Annotated in this window: 14 protein-coding genes; 1 reads left to right on the top strand and 13 read right to left on the bottom strand. The window is 33.5% G+C overall.

Annotated features, from left to right (window positions below; translation table 11 throughout):
• Positions 1–89 precede the first annotated feature (89 nt).
• The 10 genes from DG508_RS19620 to DG508_RS19575 all read right to left on the bottom strand — a co-directional run bounded on the left by DG508_RS19620 (position 90) and on the right by DG508_RS19575 (position 15,202).
• Positions 90–1,901 carry an acyl-CoA dehydrogenase family protein gene (locus DG508_RS19620; protein WP_108869901.1) on the bottom strand — a complete coding sequence of 604 codons (1,812 nt, stop codon included), beginning with the start codon at positions 1,899–1,901 and terminating at the stop codon, positions 90–92.
• A 76-nt stretch (positions 1,902–1,977) separates the two neighbouring features.
• A complete protein-coding gene (locus tag DG508_RS19615) occupies positions 1,978–3,171 on the bottom strand; it encodes an acetyl-CoA C-acyltransferase (protein ID WP_108869899.1) in 1,194 nt (397 codons plus the stop codon).
• A gap of 65 nt (positions 3,172–3,236) precedes the next feature.
• Entirely contained in the window at positions 3,237–3,572 is a 336-nt protein-coding gene (locus tag DG508_RS19610) for a four helix bundle protein (protein ID WP_416354255.1), read from the bottom strand.
• Positions 3,573–3,636: 64 nt separating this feature from the next.
• On the bottom strand, positions 3,637–6,042 hold the full coding sequence (locus tag DG508_RS19605; RefSeq protein WP_108869895.1) for a 3-hydroxyacyl-CoA dehydrogenase/enoyl-CoA hydratase family protein: 2,406 nt from the start codon (positions 6,040–6,042) through the stop codon (positions 3,637–3,639).
• A 17-nt stretch (positions 6,043–6,059) separates the two neighbouring features.
• Positions 6,060–6,515, bottom strand: coding sequence for a MarR family winged helix-turn-helix transcriptional regulator (locus DG508_RS19600; protein WP_103864074.1), 456 nt, complete (start codon positions 6,513–6,515; stop codon positions 6,060–6,062).
• A gap of 192 nt (positions 6,516–6,707) precedes the next feature.
• Complete coding sequence (locus DG508_RS19595) at positions 6,708–8,480, bottom strand: AMP-dependent synthetase/ligase (protein WP_108869893.1); 1,773 nt, start codon at positions 8,478–8,480, stop codon at positions 6,708–6,710.
• 611 nt (positions 8,481–9,091) lie between these two features.
• Positions 9,092–12,766, bottom strand: coding sequence for a phosphoribosylformylglycinamidine synthase (gene purL / locus DG508_RS19590; protein WP_108869891.1), 3,675 nt, complete (start codon positions 12,764–12,766; stop codon positions 9,092–9,094).
• A 344-nt stretch (positions 12,767–13,110) separates the two neighbouring features.
• On the bottom strand, positions 13,111–13,554 hold the full coding sequence (locus tag DG508_RS19585; protein WP_108869889.1) for a hypothetical protein: 444 nt from the start codon (positions 13,552–13,554) through the stop codon (positions 13,111–13,113).
• Positions 13,555–13,556: 2 nt separating this feature from the next.
• On the bottom strand, positions 13,557–13,862 hold the full coding sequence (locus tag DG508_RS19580) for a hypothetical protein (protein WP_103864078.1): 306 nt from the start codon (positions 13,860–13,862) through the stop codon (positions 13,557–13,559).
• Positions 13,863–13,990: 128 nt separating this feature from the next.
• Entirely contained in the window at positions 13,991–15,202 is a 1,212-nt protein-coding gene (locus DG508_RS19575; protein WP_108869991.1) for an RsmB/NOP family class I SAM-dependent RNA methyltransferase, read from the bottom strand.
• Positions 15,203–15,278: 76 nt separating this feature from the next.
• Between DG508_RS19575 and DG508_RS19570 the strand changes: the two genes are divergently transcribed.
• Positions 15,279–16,349, top strand: a complete 1,071-nt coding sequence (locus DG508_RS19570; protein WP_108869887.1) for a WD40/YVTN/BNR-like repeat-containing protein — start codon at positions 15,279–15,281, stop codon at positions 16,347–16,349.
• A 30-nt stretch (positions 16,350–16,379) separates the two neighbouring features.
• Here the strand turns inward: DG508_RS19570 and DG508_RS19565 are convergent, their stop codons facing one another.
• Genes DG508_RS19565 through DG508_RS19555 form a run of 3 tightly spaced genes read right to left on the bottom strand, consistent with a single transcriptional unit; the run spans position 16,380 to position 17,941 of the window.
• Positions 16,380–16,826 carry a sensor of ECF-type sigma factor gene (locus DG508_RS19565; protein WP_159090938.1) on the bottom strand — a complete coding sequence of 149 codons (447 nt, stop codon included), beginning with the start codon at positions 16,824–16,826 and terminating at the stop codon, positions 16,380–16,382.
• A 34-nt stretch (positions 16,827–16,860) separates the two neighbouring features.
• Positions 16,861–17,391, bottom strand: a complete 531-nt coding sequence (locus tag DG508_RS19560; protein ID WP_108869883.1) for a hypothetical protein — start codon at positions 17,389–17,391, stop codon at positions 16,861–16,863.
• Positions 17,392–17,422: 31 nt separating this feature from the next.
• Entirely contained in the window at positions 17,423–17,941 is a 519-nt protein-coding gene (locus DG508_RS19555) for an RNA polymerase sigma factor (RefSeq protein WP_103864106.1), read from the bottom strand.
• Positions 17,942–18,119: the final 178 nt, after the last annotated feature.

Raw genomic sequence — 18,119 nt, 5'->3', positions numbered from 1 at the left:
TAAACAACCCTCCAATTTTAAGCCTAGGAGAAAAGGCTTTTGCATATAGCATAGAAATAATATATCTATGCTATTCTATATGACATTGTTTACCCAATAAAATAACCGTTTTCTTGAGCAATTTTATCAGCGATTTTAGTTCTTAAAGCAACCACATTAGGTTGATTAGCATATTTTGTAAAACGTTTAAGTCCCATAAGCATCATACGTTGCTCATCACCTTCGGCAAAAGAAACTATTCCTTCTTTTCCTTTTCTAATTACGATATCTACAGCATTATATAAGTATAATTGAGACATTGCAATCTGAGTTTCTTGAGCCTCTTCGCCAAAACGTTTGGCATTTTTCTCAGTTCTAAGAATAGTAGATTCAGCCATGTATATTTCTATAAGAATATCAGAAGCGGCCATTAATAATTGTTGATGTTCTTCTATCTGAGGGCCATATTTTTGAATTGCAGCACCTGCTACCATTAAGAAAACCTTTTTTAGCTTTGCTATTATTTCTTTTTCTTCAGAAAACAATACAGAGTAATCTGGTGTGTCAAAAGAAGGGATGCCAGTAAGTTCATCTGCAACCTTCATCGCTGGCCCTAAAAGATCTAGATGTCCTTTCATCGCCTTTTTTATAAGCATTCCTACGGCAAGCATACGATTAATCTCGTTTGTACCTTCATAGATACGAGAAATACGAGCATCTCTCCACGCTGATTCCATTGGGGTATCAGCAGAGAATCCCATACCTCCAAAGATTTGTACCCCTTCGTCTGTACAGTTTTGCACATCCTCAGAAACGGCAACTTTAAGAATAGAACACTCAATAGCATATTCTTCAACTCCTTTAAGTTCGGCTTCTTGGTGAGAATTTCCTTCTTCTTGTCTGATCGCAATTCTATCTTCTATATTTTTTGCAGCTCTATAACTAGCAGATTCATCAGCATATGTATTGGTTGCCATTTCTGCAACTTTAGCTTTGATAGCTCCAAAATTCATAATTGGAGTTTTAAACTGAATACGTTCGTTGGCATATTTGGTAGCTTCCCCAATTACTCGGCGTTGTGCATCAAGACATGCTGCGGCTAGTTTAATACGACCTACATTCAATGCGTTCATTGCTATTTTGAATCCATTACCTCTTTCTGATAACATATTCTCTACAGGTACTTTGGTATCACTAAAAAATACCTGACGAGTAGAGGAGGAGTGAATCCCCAGTTTCTTTTCTTCGTCTCCTAGAGAAATTCCGTTGGAAGGATCATTTTCTACAATAAACCCTGTAATATTTTTATCATCTTCTATACGAGCAAAAACAATAAATAGATTACAGAACCCTGCATTAGAGATCCACATTTTTTGTCCTGAAATAGAGTAGTGCTTTCCATCTTCAGAGAGTACTGCTTTTGTTTTTCCTGAATTGGCGTCTGATCCAGCTCCTGGTTCTGTTAAGCAATACGCACCAAACCACTCTCCTGAAGCAAGTTTTGGCACACATTTGTTTTTTTGTTCTTCATTTCCGTAAAGGGTAATTGGCATAGTACCAATACCAGTATGAGCTCCAAAAGCTGTACTGAAAGACCCAGTTGCTCCAGAAATATAATCACATACCAACATGGTAGAAACAAATCCCATTCCTAAACCTCCGTATGCTTCGGGTACAGCAACTCCTAATAAGCCTAGTTCCCCTGCTTTGCGCATACATTCTTCGGTAAATGCGTAATCTTTATTTTCAAATCTTTCCCAATGTGCCCATAGTTCACGATCTACAAATTCTTTGGCACTATCACGCATCATTCTTTGCTCTTCAGAAAAATCTTCTGGAGTAAATACATCATCGCAATTGGTTTCTTTAACAAGGAATTGTCCTCCTCTAAGAATCGTTTTTTTTATGTTTTCTGTACTCATTTTTTATAATTTTTTAGGAGTTAGTGTTGAGTACTGAGATAAATTAATTCTTGTGGTACTCATATCTCAATTCTAATTAGTTTAAAAATTCAAAGATACCGGCAGCTCCCTGTCCTGTACCTACACACATGGTAACCATACCATATTTACCTTGCATGTTACGTTTACGCATTTCGTCAAATAACTGTACCGATAGCTTTGCTCCTGTACATCCAAGAGGGTGACCTAATGCGATAGCTCCTCCATTTACATTTACAATATCTTTATTAAGGCCTAATTCTCTAACTACTGCTAGGGATTGAGAGGCAAAAGCTTCATTAAGTTCAATAAGTTCTACATCGTTTTGATGTAATCCAGCTTGTTTTAGTGCTTTTGGAATTGCTTTTACGGGGCCAATACCCATAATTCTTGGTTCTACACCTGCTGCCGCATAATTTACAAGTCTGGCAATAGGCTCAAGATTAAGTTCTTTGACCATCTCCTCACTCATTACCATCACAAAGGCAGCCCCATCACTCATTTGTGAAGAGTTTCCTGCAGTTACACTCCCGTTGGCAGCAAAAACAGGACGTAGTCTTGCTAGTGCTTCTTGATTAGTACCTGCACGAGGACCTTCATCTTTTGTTACGGTATAAGATTTTGTAGCTTTTTTTCCGTTTTCATCAACATATATCTGTTCTACATCAATAGGAACTATTTGGTCTTGAAAACGATTTTCTGCCTGTGCTTTTAGAGCTTTCATATGAGAATGATAAGCAAATTCATCTTGATCTTCACGAGATACTTTAAATTGATTCGCTACTGCTTCTGCAGTATTACCCATTCCCCAATAATAATCTTCATGACCAGACTTGGCTAAGTCATAATTAAGTTCTGTCTTGTACCCTGTCATTGGTACAGAACTCATACTTTCTGCTCCCCCAGCAATAATACAATCTGCCATTCCTGATTGTATTTTGGCAGTTGCAATACCAATTGTTTCGATTCCTGAAGAACAAAATCTATTTACGGTTACTCCAGGAACATCAACAGAGTTAAGGCCCATTAATGAAATAAGGCGTGCCATGTTTAACCCTTGAGATCCTTCTGGCATTGCATTACCTACAATAACATCATCAATACGTGTTTTGTCTAATTGTGGCAGTTCTTTCATCATATGTGCTATGGTTTCTGCTGCCAGTTCATCAGTTCTTTTGAACCTGAACACTCCGCGAGGCGCTTTTCCCACGGCTGTTCTGTATGCTTTTACTATATATGCTGTTTTGCTCATAGTTACTGTGTTTATTTTAAAAAAATGAAGACTTTAGAGAATAAAGAGATTAGAATCTAGATGTTCTACTCGTTTAAATTATCCATAAAAGAACCTATCATTTTCTGTATTTGTAAAATTTTATTTTCTAATTCTTCAAACTTTTCTTTACTCAAGTAGTTTTCATTTAAGGAGACAATAAGTTGAGTTTCCCACTCAAAAGCTGATCCTAAACTGTTTTCTAAAAACTTTTTGAAATGTCTATTTGTGCTTTTACTCGACCCTTCTGCTATATTTGAAGGAATTGAAACAGCACATCTATTCATTTGACTAATTAGATTGAACCTTTCTGATTCAGGAAAAGTTTTTGTAAGAGCATAATTATCATTGACTAATTTTATGCTTTGTTGCCAAATTTTCAATTTTTTAAAATTATGTCTTACCATTTGTCTAATCTCTGATCATCTAGTCTCTAGTTTCTGTAAATTAATTACGTAACGGTTTTCCTTTTTTAAGCATATGTTCTATTCGTTCCAAGGTTTTTCGTTCTGTACATAGAGACAAGAAAGCTTCTCGTTCTAAGTCCAGGAGATATTGTTCTGTAACCAAAGTAGGTTCAGATAAATCTCCACCTGCCATTACATAACCTAGTTTATTAGCAATTTTTCTGTCGTGTTCAGAAATATATTTACTAGCTTCCATAGAATCAGTTCCTACTAAGAACATTCCTAAGGCTTGTTTACCTAGTACTTTTATATCTTTTCTTTTGGGTGATTGTGTATATCCTTGTTCTGCTATTAGTTTTGCATATGCTTTTGCTGTAGCAATCTGGCGATCTTTATTTACTACCACAATATCTTTTCCTTTTTGTAGTATATTAAGATCATATGCTTCATAAGCAGAGGTAGATACTTTTGCCATACCAATGGTTAAAAAGTGTTCTTGAAGCACATTAAGCTCAACATCATTTTTCTTGAATGTGTCTGATGCTCTTAGTGCCATTTCTTTTGATCCACCTCCACCAGGGATAACTCCTACTCCAAATTCTACGAGTCCTATATATGTTTCTGCGGCAGCAACTACCTTATCTGCATGCATAGAAAGTTCGCATCCTCCACCAAGGGTCATACCATGAGGAGCAGCTATTGTTGGAATTGATGAATAACGCATACGCATCATAGAATCCTGAAAGTACTTAATAGCCATATTAAGTTCATCGTATTCTTGTTCTACAGCCATCATAAAGATCATCCCGATATTGGCTCCTACAGAGAAATTTGCTGCTTGATTACCAACAACTAATCCTTGAAAATCTTTCTCGGCAATATCAATAGCTTTATTTAGTCCTGCTAATACATCACCTCCAATAGTATTCATTTTACTTTGGAATTCTACATTTAGGATTCCATCTCCTAGATCTTCAACTACAACACCACTATTTTTAAATACTTCAGAAGACTTACGAATGTTGTCTAGTATAATAAAAGCATCTTGTCCAGGAACTTTTATTTGTTCTTTTTTAGGAATATCATAGAAAAATGTTGCTCCATTTTTTACGGTATAGAAAGAAGTATTTCCAGAAGCGATCATATCATTAACCCATGTTGCTGGTACTAACCCTTCGGCTTTCATGATTTCGATTCCTTTTTCAACACCAATAGCATCCCAAATTTGAAAAGGACCATGCTCCCATCCAAAACCTGCTTTCATTGCATCGTCTATTTTGTATAAATCATCAGTGATTTCTGGAATTCTATTAGATACATACGCAAATAAGGCAGCAAAGGTTTTACGATAGAACTCACCAGCTTTATCTTTACCAGCGACTAATACCTTAAATCGATCTACAACCTTATCAATAGTTTTGGTCATTTCTAGAGTAGGGAAGGAGGCTCTTTTCTTTCCTCTGTATTCTAGAGTATTTAGGTCAAGAGAAAGAATTTCTTTTTTTCCATCGGCGTTTACATTCTTCTTATAAAAACCTTGCTTAGTTTTGCTTCCTAACCATTTGTTCTCCATCATGGTATTAATGAAATCAGGAAGTTTAAATAATTCATGGCGTTCATCATCTGAACAATTATCAGCAATACCATTGGCTACATGAACTAGCGTGTCTAAACCAACAACATCTACGGTACGGAAAGTTGCAGATTTAGGACGACCAATTACGGGTCCTGTAAGCTTATCTACTTCTTCTATAGTTAAATCCATATCTTTTACCATATGAAACAAGCTCATAATGCTAAAAATTCCAATTCTATTCCCAATAAATGCTGGGGTGTCTTTTGCAATTACAGATGTTTTTCCTAAATATTGTTCACCATAACCATTGAGGAAATCAAGAACTTCCTGAGAGGTGTTAGGACCAGGGATAATTTCAAATAATTTAAGATAACGGGCTGGATTGAAAAAGTGTGTTCCACAAAAATGTTTTTGGAAATCTTCACTTCTTCCTTCGTTCATAAACTTAATAGGAATACCTGAAGTGTTAGAAGTAATTAAGGTACCTGGGGTTCTGTGTTTTTCAAGGTTTTCAAAGACTATTTTTTTTATATCAAGTCTTTCTACAACTACTTCTATAATCCAGTCTACATCTGCAACTTTTGCAATATCATCTTCTAAATTTCCTGTTGTAATTCTATTAGAAAATTTTTGATGGTAGATAGGAGATGGTTTCGATTTTAGGGCGGCAGTTAGTGAATCATTTACTAATCGATTGCGTACTGCTTTATTTTCTAAGGTAAGCCCTTTTGCTTTTTCTTTGTCATTAAGTTCTCGAGGAACGATATCTAATAATAGTACTTCGACACCTATATTAGCAAAATGACAAGCAATGCCGGATCCCATAATCCCTGAACCGATCACTGCAACTTTTTTAATAATTCTTTTCATTTTATAACTTCGGGTTGTTAAGGTTTTATAGATTCTTGTTTTGAGTAAATTTTTTTGGACGCTATAAGATCATTTATTGTCTGAAAGACTTCTAGAAAGATATCCAGTTTTTCTTTTGATACATGTTTTTTTACAGTGTTATCAAAGGTGAAAACAACTTCTTTTGAGAAGTCTCTCATTTCTATTCCAAAAGGAGTAAGGTAGATCAATACACCGCGCCCATCTTGTGGATTCTTTTTTCTATAAATAAATCCTTTTTCCTCCATGGTTTTCAAGGTACGTGATAGACTTGTTGCTTCCATTCCCATTTTTGGTCCCAAAGAGGTAGAAGGAGTACCATTTTCTGGGTCTATGCTTAGCAATGCGAATCCAGTAGCCATGGTACTTCCCTTTTTGCTAGCTTCTTCATTGTACATCTTGGCAACTGCCATCCAGGTAGCTCTAAGGGCATAATCAATTGTTTTTTCTCTCATTAAAATAGATATTGTGATGTAAAGGTAAGGAATTTTATTATGCATGCATAATAAATAAAGTAGAATTTCAGGAAAATTTAACGTAATTTACATTTTTATATTGAATTAATAAAAAAACTCCTCATAAAATGAGGAGTTTACTGATTAACAGTTAAAGCTTATCGCATTTTGTGATGTAATCAGTTCATTGAATTAGCCATAAATTTTAGAGTATAATTCTTTATATTTTTCTTTTATTATTTTTCTTCTGAGTTTCATTGTTGGGGTAAGATGACCTGCATCAATACTCCATTCTTCTGGTGTAAGTTCAAAACGTTTTACTCGTTCCCATTTACCAAATTTTTGATTGTGTAGATCCATCTCTTTTTGATAACGATCTATTACAATTTGATGGCTAATTATTTCTTCATTAGAATTGCCAATTTGTAAGTTCTTACGTTCTGCCCATTCTTTTAGGAATTCAAAATTTGGTTGTATAAAGGCAGCTGGCATTTTTTCACCTTCTCCTATAACCATTATTTGCTCAATAAAGCGAGATTGCTTCATTGTGTTTTCAATAAGTTGCGGAGCAACATATTTACCTCCAGATGTTTTGAACATTTCTTTTTTACGATCTGTGATCCGTAAAAAACCATCACTATCAATTTCTCCAATATCACCTGTATGAAAGTATCCGTCTTTTAATACTTCGTTAGTTTTTTCTTCATCTTTATAGTAGCCTAGCATTACCTGAGGGCCTTTTACTAGAATTTCACCATCTTCTGCTATTTTTACTTCGGTATTAGGAATTAAGCGACCTACGGTTCCAATCTTGAAACCATTATTTTCCTTTTCGTTAACAGAAATTACAGGAGAAGTTTCTGTTAGTCCATAACCTTCCATAACACCAATTCCTGCAGCATTGAATATTCTGGCTAGTCTTGGTTGTAATGCTGCACTACCAGATGCAATTAGTTTTAAATTACCTCCTAATGCTTCTTGCCATTTGCTGAAAATGAGTTTTCTAGCAACATCTAATTTTTTTTCATACCACCAGCCATTGGCTCCATATGGTTTGTATTCTAAACCAAGCTCTACAGCCCAAAAGAATAGTTTCTTTTTTACACCTGTCAAATCAGTACCTTTTGCAATGATCTTATCATACACTTTTTCTAGTAATCTAGGTACTGCTGTCATGACATGTGGCTGTATCTCTTTAAGATTATCACTGATGGTTTCTAGTGATTCTGCAAAATAGATAGTCACACCACGGTATTGATATAAGTATATTAACATTCGCTCATATATATGACAAACGGGTAAGAAACTTAGTGATTTTGTGTCTCCATCTACAATAGGGAATCTGGTAGAGCTATTAAGAGCATCACTTACAATATTTTTATGACTAAGCATTACTCCTTTAGGTCTTCCTGTCGTTCCTGAGGTGTAGATAAGAGTTGCTAAGTCATCTTCTTGTATAGACGCCATTATTTTTTCTACTTCCTCTTGATTACTATCGTCTTTACCAAGTTCGAGAACTTCATTCCAGCTTTTACAACCATCTATGTCATTAAAAGAGTATACTCCTTTTAATGAAGGTACATTGGCATTAATGTTTTTTACTTTTTGATATACTTCATCATCAGATACAAAACAGTATGTAGCTTCAGAATGATTTAATACATACTGGTAATCTTCTTGAGAAATTGTTGGATAGATAGGAACATCTTGTGCTCCAATCTGAAGAACACCGATATCAGTGATGTTCCATTCGGTTCTATTGTTAGAGGATATGATCGCAATCTTATCATTCGGCTGTACACCTAATCGTAATAAACCACGGCTAATTTGGTTTGCTTTGTCTACATATTCTTTGGTAGAGGTAGCTACCCATTTCCCATTATACTTGGTAACTAGAGCTTTGTCTAAATTAAATTTTTTTAGTTGATGATGTGGAAAATCAAATAGTCTGGTAATTGTCGTCATATGTTGTTTTAAAATATTTATAATAGCTCCTTGTACTCTTGATATTATAAACTACTATTATATAAAAATAGTAATAAACGTATTTACATACATTATTTTTTTGAGAGTTTTAAAAAAAACTATTATGCGTGCATAGTTTTGCAAATTATAAAAAATCTGATAATACACAACTCCAAGATATAAAAAAACGAGCTTTAAAGTGTTAATTCTGTAAAAAATAGTGAACATTTTGATGGTGTTTGTAATAATAACGCATACAATCAGTGTTTTGTAGGGAAAAAAATAAATGAAATTTATTATAGATGTAATGGTTCTCTAGTCCTTTTTTTAATCAAAAAAAGAATAATACCATTTACACTTTGAATTTACCGCAATAAAATTCTCTTTTTCGCCTATGCTTCAGAATAAAAATTAACCGTATTTATAGCTATGCTAACTTTTTCTTCGTTGCATAAACAAAAAATAGCTGGTTTTCTTTTTACAGAAAATTCAAAGTATAACTGGTATAACACAAGTTTTGGATGTCAATAATGTGGTAAAAGAATTTCTTATATAAAAAAAACGAGCGGGATAAATCCCCGCTCGTATCATTCTTTAGCAATATTGATTACTTATTTAGAAGCTTTTTCTTCTAGCCATTTTCTAGCATTTACAAAGGCTTCTGCCCAAGGAGAGACTTGATCTTGTCTTTCTTGAGGGTAGTGAGCCCAATTCCATTGAAATATAGAACGTTCTATATGTGGCATCATTACTAGATGACGTCCTGTTTTGTCAGTAAGCATTGCTGTATTATAATCAGAGCCGTTTGGATTTGCTGGGTATTGGTCATACCCGTATTTTGCAACGATATTATATTGATTTTCATCAAGTGGTAGGTTGAACTTTCCTTCTCCATGAGAAATCCATACACCAAGTGTACTTCCTGCAAGTGTAGATAGCATTATAGAGTTGTTATCCTGAATAGTAACAGAGGTAAAGTTACTCTCATGTTTATGAGAATCATTATGGATTAATTTACCATGTGTTTTATGTTCAGGGTTGATTACCTCTAGTTCCATAAAAAGTTGACAACCGTTACAGATACCTACAGAAAGAGTGTCTTCTCTTTTAAAGAAGTTTTGTAAGGCTGTATTGGCTTTTTCGTTATATAAAAAAGCTCCAGCCCATCCTTTGGCAGAACCAAGAACATCGCTATTAGAAAAACCTCCTACTGCTCCAATAAACTGAATATCTTCTAATGTTTCTCTACCAGAAATCAGATCTGTCATGTGTACATCTTTTACATCAAATCCAGCTAGGTACATTGCATTTGCCATTTCGCGTTCAGAATTACTTCCTTTTTCGCGTATGATAGCTGCTTTTGGTTTTGATTTTGATGTGTCAGTTACAGGTATTTTTCCTGTAAAATGATTAGGAAATGTGTATTGCAGTGGTTGATTTGCATAGTTCTTATATCGATCTTCTGCCAGATTATTAGCAGTTTGTTTTTGATCTAATAAGAATGATGTTTTGTACCATGTATTTCTTAACTCTTCTATGTTAAGTTCAAAAGAATCGTTATGATTTTTGATAGTTACTGTAGCTTGTTCTGTTACTGTTCCTATATTAAAAAATGGAATACCATTTTCAGAAAGGATGGTTTCTATATCTGAATTTGAAGCGCTTTGAAAAACGATTCCAGAATTTTCTGAAAATAATAATTTTATAGAGTCTATTTCAGAAATAGAAGTAAGGTCTAGTGTTGCACCAAGATTTACATCTGCAAAGCACAACTCGAGTAGTGTTGTAATAAAACCTCCTGATGCTATATCATGACCTGCTACAATTTTACCTTCTCTAATTAAATTTTGAATGGTATTGAATGTTTTCTTAAAGAAAGCAGGATTGTTAATACTAGGAGCTTCAGAGCCAATAGTATTTTGGGTTTGTGCAAATGAGGATCCTCCTAATTGATGTTGATCACCAGAAAGGTTGATATAGTAGATGTCTCCTTCATTTTTTTGTAATACAGGCTCGATGACCTTGGTAATATCATTACAATTTGCGGCTGCAGATATAACTACAGTACCAGGAGCAATTACTTCTTCGTTTGGATATTTTTGTTTCATTGATAGCGAATCTTTTCCAGTTGGAACATTGATTCCTAGATCAATAGAAAAATCTGATATTGCCTTTACTGCTTTATATAACCTTGCGTCTTCTCCTTCATTTTTACAAGGCCACATCCAATTGGCTGATAAAGAGATGGATTGTAATCCATCTTTGAGTGGCGCCCAAATAATATTGGTTAATGCTTCTGCAATTGAATTTTTACTACCTGCTTCGGGGTCTACAAGACCAGAAATAGGAGAGTGCCCAATACTGGTTGCAATCCCCTCTTTACCATTATAATCCAATGCCATTACACCGCAATTATTTAAGGGTAATTGTAACGGTCCTGCACATTGTTGTTTTGCAACTTTTCCGCCAACACAACGATCTACTTTGTTGGTTAACCAATCTTTACAAGCAACAGCTTCTAGTTGTAATACTTGATTTAGATAGTTAGCAAAATTATCTGTATTGTATGAAACTTCTTTATAGGTGCGATCAATAGTTTTATCGGTCATGATTGTTTTAGGAGAACTACCAAACATATCTTCTAATGCAAGATTCATAGGAGTGTCTCCTTTGGTCTTAGACTCAAAAGAAAAGCGATGATCACCAGTAACATCACCTACTTCATACATTGGCGAACGCTCACGTTCTGCAATACGTTGTAGGGTGTCTATATTTTTTTGTCCGATTACAAGTCCCATTCTTTCTTGAGACTCATTACCTATAATTTCTTTTGCTGATAGAGTAGGGTCCCCAACAGGTAATGTATCAAGATCAATTTTTCCTCCTGTTTCTTCAACAAGTTCAGAAAGACAGTTTAGATGGCCTCCTGCACCATGATCATGAATAGAAACAATCGTATTTTCTTCACTTTCTACCATTCCGCGAATTGCATTGGCAGCACGTTTTTGCATTTCTGGGTTAGAGCGTTGTATGGCATTTAGTTCAATACCACTACTAAACTCTCCTGTATCTGCAGAGGATACTGCAGCACCTCCCATACCGATTCTATAATTCTCTCCACCTAGGATTACAATTTTATCTCCTTTTTCTGGTGTAGCTTTGATTGCTTGCTCTGCTTTGCCATACCCGATACCACCTGCTTGCATGATTACTTTATCAAAACCAAGTTTACGAGTTCCTTCTTCATGTTCAAAAGTAAGTACAGATCCAGTGATTAATGGTTGGCCGAATTTATTACCAAAATCAGAAGCTCCATTAGATGCTTTTATCAAAATATCTACAGGGGTTTGGTATAGCCAATCTCTTTCTGTCATAGCTTTTTCCCAAGAACGATTATTTTCTAATCGAGAGTAAGAAGTCATATAAACGGCTGTTCCTGCAAGGGGTAAAGATCCTTTTCCTCCTGCTAGACGATCTCTGATTTCTCCTCCAGAACCTGTTGCAGCACCATTGAATGGTTCTACTGTTGTAGGAAAATTATGAGTTTCAGCTTTAAGAGAAATCACACTATTAAATTCAGTTTCTTGATAGAAATCTGGTTTGTCTGCTGTTTTTGGAGCAAACTGGGTTACTTTTGGACCTTTTATAAAGGCTACATTATCTTTATATGCAGAAACAATATCATTAGGGTGTGTTTCTGATGTCTTTTTTATTAATTTAAAAAGAGAGGAAGGTTGTTCTTTTCCATCTATTACAAAAGTACCATTGAATATTTTATGGCGACAATGTTCTGAATTTACTTGAGAAAATCCAAAAACCTCTGAGTCAGTAAGTTTTCGACCTATTTTTTTACTTACATTCTCTAGATATTCAATCTCTTCATTATTAAGAGCTAAACCTTCTGCAGTATTATATGCAGCAATATCATCAATATCTATAATAGATTCTGGTAAAATATTGATAGTATAAATATCTTGATCTAATCGTTCATATTTTTGAGCAAGCATAGGGTCAAAGTCAGTAAAATCTTTTGATACTGCTTGAAACTCTTCGATCCTGATGATTCCTTCGACTCCCATATTTTGGGTAATTTCTACAGCATTGGTACTCCAAGGAGTAATCATTGCGGCACGCGGACCAACAAAAAAAGCGTCAATAGACGCCGCAGATAATTGGGGTTGGTCGCCAAATAACCAACTTAATTTTTTTACAGTTGATGAGGAGATTTCTTTGTTTACTTGAATTGCAAAGACTTTCTCTTTTGGGTTTCCGAAGAAATGGATCATGCTTCGATTATTTGATTTTTAGTAAGCCGCAAATTTACTATTTTATTACAAAAGTATGGTATAAAACAAAAAGAGAATCATGCTAGTTATTCACTGAATTTTGAACAATAATAAATAATACTAAAAAGAATTACATAAAAAACAACTTGGTTGCTCTATAATAGTCTTTTGAGTTGAGAGTTTTGATCGTTATAATAATGAGTAATAAATAATAACTCGCTGTGCATTTTGATATTAATACTAGTATAAAACTATTCTCGATATACTTCTTCTTAAGGAGAAGCCATATTTAGAGCTCAAAAATATCAAAATGCACAACGGTTGGTGATACACTAATAAGAGAGTTACTGTTTTGTATCTGTTTGAATAAATGTATGAATAGCTTCTAAATCTGTTTTTTGCTTTAGTTCGTTATCTAATTCTATAATGGCTTCTTTTTCTAATGCCTTAACTAGAAATTTAACTTTTTTAGATCCGTTATTTTCTGTATTGTAGTTTATTATCATTTTTTTGTTTTCAGCAGAAAAACCTACGATTTGGTCGTATTTAATTAATTTTTTTGAGGCTATTATACCTAGTTTTATTTCTAGATATTGTGGGTAAAGCTTTATTATTTTTAAATTTTTGTTTAGGATTCCCATTGTTGTAAATAAGATACCTATCCCAAATAATGTTGCGTTACCAATTAAAAATAAGAAGATTACACCTATTACTAGGGCAGTTATCCCCATATAGAAATTTTGATTGGCTATTTTTTTACTTAAAAAGAATTCTTTTGTTGGTTTCATGTTTAAAGTGTTTCTAAAAATTGATCTTCCTTTATTTTGTTTAGTATTTTTTTAGCACCTATTGCCCCAATCAAACCGATAGGAACAAAAATGATGCTTCCGATTAGGAATAAAGTACTTCCTATTTTGGGTTTACCTAATAAAATAATAATAATTCCTATACTGTTGAGTATTAGAAAAGGAAGGGTTATCCAGAAGAAGATTAAGGCATCTTGATCGTTGGAACTTATTGTGAATAGGACAATTGATAGTTGAATGATTAACCATATAATCATCTGAGGGTTAATTAGTTTTGTTTTTGGTGTCATTGATAAAAATTGAAGTTTTGAGATTTTTGTTTGTGAACTCAAAATTCAATCATTATTATAGATTTAACCTCCCTGTTTTCAGTGAAAATATTGATTCTTAATAAGTGGTAAAAGGTGTTTTTTTAGTATTATGATTTTCTTTCTAATAATGCCATATAAAATCCATCATAACCAGATTGGTGAGCTAGTACCTTTTTGTCTTTGATCATCATAAAATCACTTCCTATCTCTTTAGAAAGGAAGTTTTTTACTTGATTTTGATTTTCAGAAGGTAGAATAGAGCAGGTAGCATACACTAGTTTTCCTCCTGGTTTTACCATCTTGGAATAACTTTCTAATATTTCTGCTTGGGTAGTTCTGATTTTATCTAAGAATTCAGGTTGTAATTTCCATTTGGCATCAGGATTTCTTCTTAAAACTCCTAGACCACTACATGGGGCGTCGATAAGTACTCGATCTGCTTTGCCGTATAGCTTTTTAATATCCTTTGTGCTCTCAATAACTCTAGTTTCAATATTATGGGCACCCCCTCTACGGGCTCTTCTTTTGAGCTCTTTGAGTTTATTGCCATAAATATCCATAGAAACTATTTGTCCTTTATTTTGCATTAAGGCAGCTAGGTGTAAGCTTTTTCCTCCTGCGCCTGCGCAGGTGTCTATGATACGTTGTCCTGGTTGTGCGTCTATGAAATTAGCAACTAATTGAGATGAAGCATCTTGAACTTCAAAAAAACCTTTTTTGAATGCTTCTGTACTAAATACATTGGCTCTTTCTATAAGACGAAGTGCATCGGGGTATCCTTTGATAAATTCTGTATCAATGTTTTCGTCTTCGAGTATACTTCTTAATTTATCTCGTGATATTTTTAAGGTATTTGCTCTAAGAATTACTGGTGCTTGCTCATTAAGCGCTGTAATTTCTTTGCTCCATTGCTTTCCTAATTCTTGTTCTCCTAATTCATCAATCCAATCAGGAATAGACTCTTTAAACTTTCTTATTTTGCTTAGTTCATCAAAACGTCCTTTGATACGTCTGGTAGGAGTGGGAGCAATCTGTTTCCAATCGGGTAAAGAAATACCTCTTAGTGTTGCCCAAACTGCAAAAATCCGCCATAAGTTTTCTCTAGAAAAAGGTTCTTTTACTTCGGCAATTTCTGCATACAAGCGTTTCCATCTAACAATTTCATAAACCGTTTCTGCAATAAAGCTACGATCTCGAGAACCCCATCTTTTATCTCGTTTTAATAATTTTTGCACAATTTTATCTGCATATGCTCCTTCATTAAATATTTCGTGCAATCCATCTATAACGGCAAAGACAAGATTTCTATGTAAACGCATTGTATTCTTTTTTAAGGTGTGCAAAGGTAGACCTTTGTTATCAAATACCATTATATTTGAAATATAATTATTGTTTATGAGATTTATTTGCATAGTAGCATTCGTTTGGTTGTTTATAGCTTGTGGTGCTAAAACTAAAAAAGAAATTGTGACTCATGGTTTTTCTAGTGTGTTAATAGATGTTGTTTTAGACGATTCTTTGAGTATAAGGGCGTTGGATATCTTTAATGATTCATTGATCGGTTTTGGTTTTGATAAAGGATATGGATTCATAAATATGGATACTCAAAAAACAATTTTAAGAGAGTTTAAAATAAATGATACAACTGGTTCTAAAAAGAACTGGATTACAGAACAACGAGCTGTTGGATTTACGGATGAGGCTTTTTTTAGCTTAGGAGTGGGATCTCCTGCAAGGTTGCGGAAAATAGATAGAATAAATAATAAGGAGAAAATTGTTTATATAGAGACTCATAAAAAAGTATTCTATGATGCGATTGCATTTTGGAATTCTAATGAAGGTATTGCAATGGGAGATCCTACAGAAGATTGTTTGTCTATTCTTATTACTAGAGATAGAGGAGAAAGCTGGAAAAAACTTTCTTGTGATGATTTGCCTAAAACTGTAGCAGGAGAGGCGGCTTTTGCAGCGAGTAATGGTAATATTGCAATTGTTGATAATAAAACTTGGATAGTATCTGGAGGAATACAATCCAGAGTTTTTTATTCACCTGATAAAGGAACTACTTGGGAAGTCTTTGATACACCTCTTATTGATGGTAAAGAAACTACAGGAGCGTATTCTATTGATTTTTATGATGACTATAACGGGATTGTTTTTGGAGGGGATTATACAAAGCCAACTCAAAATAAAGCTAATAAAGCGATTACCAAAAACGGTGGGAAAACGTGGCAGTTAGTTTCTGATGCTAGTGGGCCTGGATATAAAAGCTGTATTAGATATGTGCCTAATAGTGGTGGTAAAGAAATGATAGCTGTTGGTTTTACAGGAATCTCTATTTCTAATGATTTTGGAAAACATTGGAAAGAGATAAGTAAAGAAGGATTTTATATAGTACGTTTTTTAAATGATAGTATTGCTATAGCTGGGGGTAAAGGAAGAATTGCAAAGTTAACGTTTAAATAAAAAGAGGTTGTCTTTTTATAAAACTCTCTATCAATGTTGTTTTTTTCTTCGTTCTTTTATTTTAGCTAACATACGTTTATGAAAATCAGCTTGGGCTTCTATAAGCTTTAGAATTTTATTATTAGGTAACACCTTTTTAAGATCAGGGATTAATTTTTTGCGAGCTTGTGACTTTTGATCTTCTATTTCAAGAAAATTACTTATATAATCTCCAGCAATTTTATCACTTAGGCTATTATTGTTATTAGCTTCTTTTATGCTTTTTATTAATCTACGCTCTTTACGTCTTAATTTTCCTATAGTTTCTTCATGTGCATTGTATATAGGCCAGAAGAACTGTGCTTCTTTACTGCTTAAATCTAGTTTTTCTGTTATATATGCAATTTTAAGAGCTTTAATTCTTTCTCTTGGTCCGTTTTGAGCAACAGCACAAATAGTAATAAAAATAAAGCAAAGAAGTAATCCTATTTTTTTCATGTATCTATATATTTTGATCATATATGATCCTTATTTATTCTACAAATATAATTTCGTCATCCAAATTTTCTTCAGAAAGGTATTCTAATAATGTATCATCATTTATTAATTCATCTTCAAATACTTCGGTATAATTTATATCTTCTCCTAATAAAGAAGCTATTTCTGTATTAGTTAATTCAATGTTTTCTTCACTAAAATAAGTATGAACATCAGTAACTTTTATATCATCAAAATCAAATTCTGATTTTTTCTGTATTGATATAGTTAATATCAAAGTGATCATTGCTGCGATACCAGAAATATATAAGATATTTTTTCTGTGTACCAGAGAGATTATTTTTCCTTTAGATTTATTGGTACTTAATTTTTGTTGTATGCTACCTTCTAGAGTGGTAAAGTATTCTTTGGGTACTTTAAAACCTGTATCTTTTTTATCAGATAGGGTAGGTGTGTTTTGATTATTGGTACTTGATACTTTTTCTGAGAGCTTATTTGTAAAACTCTCAAAATAGTTTTCTGGTACTTTAAAACCATTGTTAGTATGTAAATTATTTTTTTCCACTAATTATATGACTTTGTTTTTGAGAAAAGGTTTAATCACTTTTTAAGAATGCTTCAATTTTTTTTGTAGCATGATGATAAGATGCTTTTAAGGCACCTTCACTGGTTTCTAATATTTCTGATATTTCTTTATATTTTAGTTCTTGAAAATATTTCATATTAAATACCTGTTGTTGCTTTTGTGGTAAAGTTGCAATTGCCTTTTGTAATTTTAATTGCATTTGATCCCCATCATAATAAACATCTGCTTCAAGGTTTTGAATCAATTGGATACTTAGTTCTTCATTACTTATTTTATATTTTTTTGCACGTTGATTAAGAAACGTTATTGATTCGTTTGTTGCAATGCGATATAACCAGGAATATAGTTTGCTATCACCTTTAAATTTTTTAATATTCTTATATACCTTAATAAATACATTTTGCAGTATATCATCAGTATCCTCATGATTTTTAACCATATTTCTTATGTGCCAATAGAGACGTTGTTGATATAGAGCAACAAGTTTTGCAAAATCAGCATTTATATCCTTTTTTGTTTGTAATGCAATAAGTAGATTTTTTTCTTCCTGAGTATCCAAAGGTACAATGGGTTTTATTTATAGCTTCATTAGTTTGTTTTGATGTTATTAAGACTAAAGTACATAAAAAAGGTTTAATGTGTATAGAGCATTTAATTGCCAAATACTTATCTCTAAAGTGGATTTTTAATTTAGTTATTTGTAGGAA

The sequence above is a fragment of the Aquimarina aquimarini genome (assembly GCF_900299535.1).
GTDB lineage: Bacteria > Bacteroidota > Bacteroidia > Flavobacteriales > Flavobacteriaceae > Aquimarina > Aquimarina aquimarini.
This window is presented reverse-complemented; position numbering and strand designations above follow the sequence as displayed.